Genomic DNA, 9,153 nt, shown 5'->3' on the forward strand with positions numbered 1-9,153 from the left:
CCTCCCAGCGGGCGTCGCCCCGGGCCTCGGCGCGCTCGGGCGCGCGCAGCAGCCCGGCGACGGCCGGGGCCTCCGCGCGCCGCTCGGCGGCGTCGAAGGTGTAGGTCTCCGCCCAGGTCAGCGCGCTGGTGGCGCGCGGCGCGACCGTCAGCGGACGGGCCAGGTCGGTGGTGTAGGAGTCGCCCGCGACGGTCGTCCGCACCGGCTCGGCGTGCGTGATCTCGAACCGCTCGGTGCCGTCGGTCAGGTAGCTCCAGGTCTTGCGGACCTTGGCGAAGTCGACCTGGACGCCCTTGCCGGTCGCCTTGAGCGAGGGCGCGCTCTTCATCGGCTCGGCGGCCGGGCGCAGCAGCTCACCGGTCCAGCCGACCCGCAGCGTGCGGGCCGTCCGGCCGGTGTTCTGCACGAACGCGCGGACGAGGGCGGTGTGCGCGCTGCCGAAGCGCAGCTCCAGCGTGAGCCTCAGGCCGTCGAGCTCGTAGACCTGGCGGAGCAGGCCGGGCAGCGCCGACAGCTTCGGCTTGGCGGCGGACAGGTCGATCGCCCGGCCGTTCTCGCTCAGCCGGATGCGGCTGAACGCCTTGCTCAGCCACCAGGGGTACTCCTGCGCGATGTACAGCGGGCCGGTGAAGCCGCCGTAGGCCGCCGCGTCCTCGGGCAGCGCGTAGGCGTGCCACGCGCCGCGGTCGGAGAACACGTTGATGTCGTTGAACTCCGGCGGCTCGGACGCGGTCGGGGTGCCGCGCATGTCGAGCACGTTCGCGTACCCGGCGAGCCCGGCGGGGCGGGCGGGCGCCGCGTGCGCGGGGACGGCCGTCAGGGGGAGGAGAGCGACGACACCGATGGCGGCGCTCAGGGGTCTGCGCATGGTCACCTTTCGGGTGCGGGGTTGGGGGTGAGGACCGCCGCGCCGAGCGGGCCGAGCTCGAGCTCGTCCCGGACGGTCGCGCCGGACAGAAGATCAATACCGGACAAACCGCTCACACGCGACACGGCGTCGGTGTGGTTCAGCAGGAAGAGGAACTCGCCGCGCCGGGTCGCCTCCACGCCCGCGGGCGTCTCGTGCGCCGGACGCACCCCGGCCGCGTCCAGGACGGCGCCCAGCGCGGACGGCAGGTGGCAGCCGAAGTACCAGCCGAGGCCGTCGCCGTGGACGTTGCGGGTGATCGCGGGCCGTCCGCCCAGGGGACCCCCGGCGTACGACGCGACGGGCTCGGCGGTCGTGACGTCCAGCCACTCGCTCCAGAGCGTCGCCGCACCCGCCACCGTGCCTTCCGCGGCGCCTGCCACGGCACTCTCGACCGGCACGGTCCGGTCGTCGGGCACGGGCCAGAACTCGTCCACGACCACGCCGAGCGCGTCGCGGAGCGGTGCCGGGTAGCCGCCGAGGTGGATGTGGTCGTGCTCGTCCACGATGCCGGAGAAGAACCCGCAGGCCAGATGGCCGCCGCCGGCGACGAACCGGGTGAGCCGCTCGGCCGTCTCCGACCGCAGCATGTACAGGTTCGGTGCGAGGACGAGCCTGTACCGCGTGAAGTCGGCCTCCGGCGGGACGAAGTCGACCGCGATGTTGCGGCGCCACAGCTCCCGGTACCAGGACGCGATGATCGCCCTCAGGTCCAGCCGCGTGGACGGGTGGTCCTCCTGCTCCAGCGCCCACCAGGAGTCCCACGACAGCACGATCGCGACCTCGGCCTCGGTGCGGCTGCCCGCGACCGGCCCGAGCTTCGCCAGCTCCGCCCCGAACCGGACCGTCTCGGCCCAGCCGCGCGACCGCGTCCCGCCGTGCGGGAGCAGCGCGCTGTGGAACTTCTCCGCGCCCGCGCGCGACGCCCGCCACTGGAAGTACATGACGCCGTCCGCGCCGCGCGCGACCGTCTGCAGCGACCACAACCGGTGCAGTCCCGGACGCTTCGGCACGTTGACGGGCCGCCAGCTCACCGCCGACGGGGCCTGCTCCATCAGCAGCCACGGCCGGCCGCCCTTGAGCGAGCGCATCAGGTCGTAGTTCATCGCGGCCGTGATGTGCGCCTCGGGGTCGGCCGGGTCCGGGTAGGCGTCGTCGGAGACGAAGTCCTCCCGGGAGGCCCACTCCCAGTAGTCCAGCGCCTTGAACATCGACATGAAGTTCGTGGTCACCGGGACGCCGGGGGACACCTCGTCCAGCACGTCCTTCTCGGCTTGGTAGCAGGCGAGCAGCGCGTCCGAGCAGAACCGCCGCCAGTCGAGCGTCTGGGTCGGGTTGACCGGTCCGGGCGCGTCGCGCGGCGGCTCGATCTCGTCCCACGACCCGTACCGCTGCGACCAGAACGCCGTGCCCCACGCGAAGTTCAGCGCGTCCAGGTCGGTGTACCGCGCGCGCAGCCAGCGCCGGAAGTCGGCGGCGGACTCGGCGCAGAAGCACTCGGTGACGTGGTCGCCGTACTCGTTGTGGATGTGCCACAGCGCGAGCGCCGGATGGTCCCGGTAGCGCTCGGCGATCCGCCGCGCGAGCGTGACCGCCGCCTCCCGGTACACCGGCGAGGACGGGCAGTAGTGCTGCCGCGACCCGAACTCCAGCCGGACGCCGTCCGACCGCACCGGCAGCACCTCGGGGTGCGCCCGCACGAGCCACGCGGGCGGCGAGGCGGTCGCCGTGGCCAGGTCGACCGCGATGCCGTGCCCGTGGAGCAGGTCGAGGAGCCGGTCCAGCCAGGCGAAGTCCCACGTGTCGGGGCCGGGCTGGAGCCTGGCCCAGGAGAAGACGCCGAGGGTGATCATGTTGACCCCGGCCTCCTTCATGAGGGCGGCGTCCTCGGCCCAGGTCTCCTCGGGCCACTGCTCGGGGTTGTAGTCCCCGCCGTACAGCATCCCGCCGACGCGCGTCAGCGTCGTCGTCCCCTTCTCGCCCGTCATCCCTTCACCGCCCCGCCGAGCAGGCCGGCGACGAACTGCCGCTGGAAGACGAAGAACACGATCATGATCGGGAGCGTCGCCGCGAACGAGCCCAGCATCAGGCCGGAGTAGTCCACGTGGGACAGCCCGATCATCTGGTTCAGCGCGATGGGCACCGTGAACTTCTCCTCGGTGTTCAGCATGAGCAGCGGCCAGATGAAGCTGTTCCACTGGCTCATGAAGGTGAAGATGACCAGCGCGCCGAGCTGCGGGCGCACGCCCGGCAGCACGACCTGGTAGAAGATCCGCAGGTCGCTCGCGCCGTCGATGCGGGCCGACTCGATCAGCTCGTCCGGGAAGGCCAGGAACGCCTGCCGCATGAGGAAGATGCCGAACGCGTTGGCCAGGAACGGCAGGATCACCGCCTGGTAGGTGTCGGTCCAGCCGAGGTTCGCCATCATCTGGAACAGCGGCACCAGCAGCACCTGCATCGGGATCATCATGGTCGCCAGCACCGCGCCCAGCAGGACGCCGCGTCCCCGGAAGCGGTACTTGGCCAGGCCGTAGCCGCACATGGCCGAGATCAGCGAGCTCAGCACGGTGTACACGACGGCGACGCCGAGGCTGTTGACCACGACCCGGCCGAACCGGTGCTCGCTCTGCAGCCGGGACAGGTTGTCCATCAGCGCCCCGCCGGGCAGGAACGGCGGCGGCGAGCCGAACAGGTCGGCGGTGTCGTGCGTGGACGCCACCGCCATCCAGTAGAACGGCACCAGGCTGACGACCGCTCCGGCCAGCAGGAGCAGGTACGCCCCGGCCCGGCCGACGATCCGCGGGTTCATCGCGCCCCCTTCCCGAGCAGGCGGAACTGGATCAGCGACACCAGGCCGATGAGCAGCACGACCACCCACGCGATCGCCGCGGCGTAGCCGAAGTCCATCTGGTCGAACCCGACCTTGTAGAGGTACAGGACGGGCGTCATCGTCGCGTTGTCCGGTCCGCCGCGCGTCAGCACGTAGTTCTCGTCGAACAGTTGCAGCGTCCCGATCGTGGAGGTGATCGAGCAGAACAGGATCACCGGGCGGAGCTGCGGCACGATCACCCGCACGAACGTGGTGACCGCGCCGGCGCCGTCGATCGACGCCGCCTCGTACTGCTCCCGGCCGATCGCCTGCAGCCCGGCCAGCAGGATCACCGCGTTGTAGCCGGTCCACCGCCAGGTGATCGACAGGATCAGCGAGATCCGCGCCCAGGTCGCGTCGTTCAGCCAGTCGACGCCGCCGACGCCGATGCCGTCGAGCAGCTGGTTGACCATGCCGCCGTCGGTCTTGAGCAGCACCCGGAAGACCACCGAGTAGGCGACCAGGGTGGTGACGGCGGGCAGGAAGTACACCAGCCGCCACGCGCCGCGGAAGCGCAGCCAGGACGCGTTCAGCACCCCGGCCAGGACCAGGCCCAGCCCGATCATGACGGGCACCTGGATCACCAGCAGCAGCACGGTGTTGACCAGGGACTGCAGCAGCACCGGGTCCTGGACCAGGCGCTGGTACTGGCGGAGTCCGACCCAGACGGTCGTGCCGTCCTGGTCGGCGGTGAAGCTCTGGTACAGGCTCGCGGCGAGGGGGTAGGCGAAGAACGCCACGAACAGGACGGTCGCCGGACCGGTGAACCACCAGTGGGTCAGGCTGAACCGCCGCCGGCGCGGCCGGGGAGCGTCCGCCGCGGGGACGCTCTCGAGCTTCGCGGGCTCGGTCTGCACGGCTGCCATGCGCTATCCGGCGGTCTGGCGGCCGGTGGCGGAGGCGATCTGCTTGGCCGTGGAGTCCAGCGTCGCCTTCGGGTCCTTGCCCCGCAGCATCACGCCCGCGTTCGCCGACCAGACGAGCTGCGTGGCCTTCGCGCCGTCCTTGGTGTACTCGATCGGCGGGACGGTCGGCAGCAGGTCGGCGAAGACCTTGTTGACCGCCTGGCCGCCGAAGTACGGGTCGGCCTGCTGGACCAGCGGGTCCTTCAGCGCGGGCAGGAACGCGGGGAACAGCCCCTCGTTCTTCAGCATCGACACCTGGTTGGCGCTGTTGGCGAGCATGAACTCGGTGAACGCCCAGGCCGTCCTGGGGTTCTTGGTCTGCGAGGTGACGGTCAGGAGCGAGCCGCCGTTGTTGGACGTCCGCGCGCCGCCCTGCTCGAACGCGGGAAGCGGGAACACGCCCCACTTGCCGCTCATCTCCTTCATCTCGCCGGTGAGCGTGCCGCCCCACCAGGCCGCCTGCGGCGTGGTGGCGGACTTGCCGGTCTTGGACGAGGTGACCGTGGCGTCCCAGCCGCGCGCCCAGTCGACCAGGCCCTTGTCGGACAGCTGCTTCAGGACGGTCATCGCCTTGACGGCCTGCGGCGTGCTCACCGCGACCTTGCCGTCCTTGAAGTAGCCCTGGCCCTGCTGCTGGAGCATCATCAGGAAGGTGTTGTCCTCAGCCGGGTCGAGGGTGATGAACTTCGTGCCGGTCTTGGCCTTGACCTGCTCACCGGCCTTGACGTAGTCGTCCCAGGTGGTGATGGAGTTCGGGTCGACGCCGGCCTTCTGGAACAGGTCGCGGCGGTAGAAGACGCCGCAGGGTCCGGCGTCCCACGGCAGGGCCAGGGTGCGGCCCTTCTCGTCGGTCGCGGTCTTCCACGACGCCTGGTTGTACTGGTCCTTGTACTTCGACGCGAGCGAGGTCAGGTCGTAGAACCCGCTCGGGAACGAGCCGAGGAAGCTCTGGAACCGCGGGCCCTCGACGGTGGTGATGTCGGGCAGCCCCTTGCCGGACTTCAGTCCGACGGTGATCTTGTCGTAGGCGTTGTCGTAGCCGATGTCGACCACGTTGATCTTCGTTCCGGGGTGCTGCTTCTCGAACTCGGGGGCGAGCCGCTTGAGCGCGGTCGCCGCGACGTCCCAGGACCAGACCGTGACGTCGCCCTTGATGTCGGCGTTCGACCCGGCGGCCAGGCTCGGCGCGGCCTTCCTGCCGCCCGACCCGCCGCCCGCGGCGCAGCCGCTCAGCGCGACCGCGGCGGCCACCGCACCCGCGAGCAGAACCGACCTTCGTGTCCGGTTCATCCGGTTGATACGCACTCTTGCCTCCTGGCACCGGCATGCTGAATGCTGTATACAGCACACCGAATGATGATGTTTCGTCAAGAGGGGGAGCATGACCGGCTCGTTCGCCCACCCGTACATCCCCAACGCGGCACCCGATGTGAAGCGCGCGATGCTCGACGCCGTCGGGGCCGAATCGGTTGAGGACTTCTACGTCGACGTCCCCGCCGAGCTGCGGCTGCAGGCCCCGCTCGACCTGCCCGCGCCGGTGCGCTCGGAGGCCGGGCTCGTCCGGCACATGAACGGCCTGCTGGGCCGCAACACCAGTACCCGCGACGCGCTGAGCTTCCTCGGCGGCGGCGTGTACCAGCACCACGTCCCCGCCGTCGTGGACGAGGTGGTGGACCGCTCCGAGTTCCTCACCGCCTACGCCGGCGAGCCCTACGAGGACCACGGCCGCTTCCAGGCACTCTGGGAGTACCAGTCGCTCATGGGCGAGCTGCTGGAGATGGACGTGGTGAACGTCCCGACCTACGACGGCTTCCAGGCCGCGGGCACCGCGCTGCGGATGGCCGGACGGGTCACCGGCGCGCGCCGCGTCGTGGTCGCCTCCGCCGTCGCCGCCGACAAGCTGTCCAAGGTCGTCGACTACGTGCGGCCCGACCACGACGTGGTCGTCGTCCCGGTCGTGGACGGGCGCGCCGACCTCGCGGCCGTCCGCGCCGCGGTGGCCGAGGGCGACGTCGCGGCGGTCTACGCCGAGGCCCCGTCCTTCCTCGGCGTCGTCGACCCGGCGCTGCCCGAGCTCGGCGCGATCGCGCACGAGGCGGGCGCGCTGTACGTCGTGAACTGCAACCCCATCTCGCTCGGCGTCGTCGCGCCGCCCGCGTCCTACGGCGCCGACATCGTCTGCGGCGACGTGCAGCCGCTCGGCGTGCACATGAGCTTCGGCGGCGGCAACGCCGGGTTCATCGCCACCCGCGACGAGGAGCACCTGGTCGCCGAGTTCCCCTCCCGCCTGTTCGGCGTCGCGCCGACCACCGTCGAGGGCGAGTACGGCTTCGGGGACGTCGCCTACGAGCGCACCTCCTTCGCGCTGCGCGAGGAGGGCAAGGAGTGGGTGGGCACGGCCGCCGCGCTCAACGGCATCGCCGCCGGCGTCTACCTCGCGCTGATGGGCCCCCAGGGGATGCGCGAGATCGGCGAGACCATCATGGCCAACACCCGCTACGCCATGACCCGCCTCGCCGCGGTCCCCGGCGTCGAGGTGCCGAACGCCGACGCCCCGCACTTCGCCGACTTCGCCGTCCGCTTCACCGGCTCCCGCACCGTCGCCGAGGTCAACGCGGCGCTGCGCGGGCACGACGTCTTCGGCGGGCACGCCCTCTCGGAGCGCGACGCCCTGTACTGCGTCACCGAGGTGCACACCAAGGACGACATCGACCGCCTCGCCGCCCTGCTTGAGGAGATCGCCAAGTGAGCGCCCCCGCCAACTCCGGACCCGTCTCGATCGAGGACGCGCGCGTCGCCCCCAAGCCCGCGCTGCGCCGCTTCCACCAGGCCCGCTGGGACGAGCCGCTGATCTTCGAGCTGGGCACGCCCGGCACGCGCGGCGTCGGCGTCCCCGCCCCCGAGGTCCCGCTGGACGACTCGCTCCCCGAGGCCCTGCGCCGCAAGGACGCCCCCGGCCTTCCGGAGATGTCGCAGCTGCACGTCCTGCGGCACTACCTGCGGCTGTCGCAGGAGAACCTCGGCGTCGACCTCAACATCGACGTCGGCCAGGGCACCTGCACCATGAAGTACAGCCCGAAGGTCAACGACCGGTTCGTCCGCGACCACCGGATCTCCGAGCTGCACCCGCTCCAGGACGAGTCGACCGTCCAGGGCGTCCTGGAGGTCATGTACCACCTGGAGAAGATGCTCGCGGAGATCTCCGGCATGGACCGGGTCTCGCTGCAGCCGGGCGCCGGCTCGGCCGCGATCTACACCAACATCGCGATGATCCGCGCCTACTTCGCCGCGCGCGGCGAGCTGGAGCAGCGCGACGAGGTCATCACCACGATCTTCTCCCACCCGTCCAACGCGGCCTGCGCCAAGACCGCCGGGTTCAAGGTCATCACCCTGTACCCGGACAAGGACGGCTACCCCGACATCGAGGCGCTGAAGGCGGCCGTCGGCCCGCGCACCGCCGCCCTGATGATCACCAACCCGGAGGACACCGGGATCTTCAACTCGCGGATCGCCGAGTTCGTCGACATCGTGCACGAGGCCGGCGGCCTGTGCGCCTACGACCAGGCGAACGCCAACGGCATCCTCGGCATCACCCGCGCCCGGGCCGCCGGGTTCGACATGTGCCACTTCAACCTGCACAAGACGTTCTCCACCCCGCACGCGTGCGGCGGCCCGGCGGCGGGCGCGTCCGGTGTGAGCGAGAAGCTCGTGCCGTTCCTGCCGCGTCCGACCGTGGAGTTCGACGGCACCCGCTACTTCCTGGACGACGACCGGCCCGAGTCGGTCGGCAAGATCCGCCCGTTCTACGGCGTCGTGCCGAACCTGGTGCGCGCCTACGCGTGGATCATGTCGCTCGGCGCGGAGGGCCTCCGCGAGGTGGCGGAGATCGCCGTGCTGAACAACAACTACCTGATGAAGAAGATCCTGGAGATCCGCGGCGTGTCCGCGCCGTACGCCGAGGGCCGGCGGCGCATCGAGCAGGTGCGGTACTCCTGGGAGGAGCTGCACAAGGACACCGGCGTGCACAGCGAGGAGATCGGCGTCCGCGCCGCCGACTTCGGCACGCACTACTGGACGAGCCACCACCCGTACCTGGTGCCCGAGCCGATGACGCTGGAGCCGACCGAGTCCTACTCCCGGCAGGACCTGGACGAGTACGCCGCGATCCTCGCCGAGGTCGCGCGCGAGGCGTACGAGGACCCCGAGACCGTGCGGACCGCGCCGCACAACTCGACGATCCACCAGATCCGGCACGAGGCCCTCGACGACCCGAAGACCTGGGCCGTCACCTGGCGCGCCTACCGCCGGAAGATCCTCGGCCAGTGAGATACGGACTGGTGGTCAACCCGGTCGCCGGACTCGGCGGCCGGGTCGGCCTGAAGGGCAGCGACGGCCCCGACGTCCAGGCCCGCGCCCGCGAGCTGGGCGCGGTGCCGCGCGCGTCCGAGCGCGCGACCGCCGCGCTGCTGGAG

General features: G+C 71.1%; 7 protein-coding genes. 2 read left to right on the forward strand and 5 right to left on the reverse strand.

The genetic code is table 11. From position 1 onward, the window contains the following. From DZF91_RS32925 to DZF91_RS32945, 5 genes are all read right to left on the reverse strand, one after another. Window positions 1-868 (reverse strand): trehalase domain-containing protein (locus tag DZF91_RS32925; RefSeq protein ID WP_199487061.1); only part of this gene is annotated, 868 nt, incomplete at its 3' end. A gap of 2 nt (window positions 869-870) precedes the next feature. Continuing rightward, the gene (locus tag DZF91_RS32930; protein WP_199487062.1) at window positions 871-2,895 is read right to left on the reverse strand and encodes a beta-galactosidase; all 2,025 of its coding nucleotides are present in this window, start codon (window positions 2,893-2,895) and stop codon (window positions 871-873) included. After that, complete coding sequence (locus tag DZF91_RS32935) at window positions 2,892-3,716, reverse strand: carbohydrate ABC transporter permease (RefSeq protein WP_117360953.1); 825 nt, start codon at window positions 3,714-3,716, stop codon at window positions 2,892-2,894. The genes DZF91_RS32930 and DZF91_RS32935 overlap by 4 nt, the downstream gene beginning before the upstream one ends. Continuing rightward, window positions 3,713-4,642: a carbohydrate ABC transporter permease gene (locus tag DZF91_RS32940; RefSeq protein WP_117360954.1), complete on the reverse strand. Its 930-nt coding sequence runs from the start codon at window positions 4,640-4,642 to the stop codon at window positions 3,713-3,715. The genes DZF91_RS32935 and DZF91_RS32940 overlap by 4 nt, the downstream gene beginning before the upstream one ends. A 3-nt stretch (window positions 4,643-4,645) precedes the next feature. Next, window positions 4,646-5,986, reverse strand: coding sequence for an ABC transporter substrate-binding protein (locus DZF91_RS32945; RefSeq protein WP_199487063.1), 1,341 nt, complete (start codon window positions 5,984-5,986; stop codon window positions 4,646-4,648). Between the two features lie 76 nt (window positions 5,987-6,062). Between DZF91_RS32945 and gcvPA the strand changes: the two genes are divergently transcribed. Continuing rightward, entirely contained in the window at window positions 6,063-7,430 is a 1,368-nt protein-coding gene (gene gcvPA / locus DZF91_RS32950) for an aminomethyl-transferring glycine dehydrogenase subunit GcvPA (RefSeq protein WP_117360955.1), read from the forward strand. Then, on the forward strand, window positions 7,427-9,007 hold the full coding sequence (gene gcvPB, locus DZF91_RS32955) for an aminomethyl-transferring glycine dehydrogenase subunit GcvPB (RefSeq protein WP_117360956.1): 1,581 nt from the start codon (window positions 7,427-7,429) through the stop codon (window positions 9,005-9,007). The genes gcvPA and gcvPB overlap by 4 nt, the downstream gene beginning before the upstream one ends. Window positions 9,008-9,153: the final 146 nt, after the last annotated feature.

The sequence above is a fragment of the Actinomadura logoneensis genome (assembly GCF_003428695.1).
In the GTDB taxonomy this organism is placed as follows: Bacteria; Actinomycetota; Actinomycetes; order Streptosporangiales; family Streptosporangiaceae; genus Spirillospora; species Spirillospora logoneensis.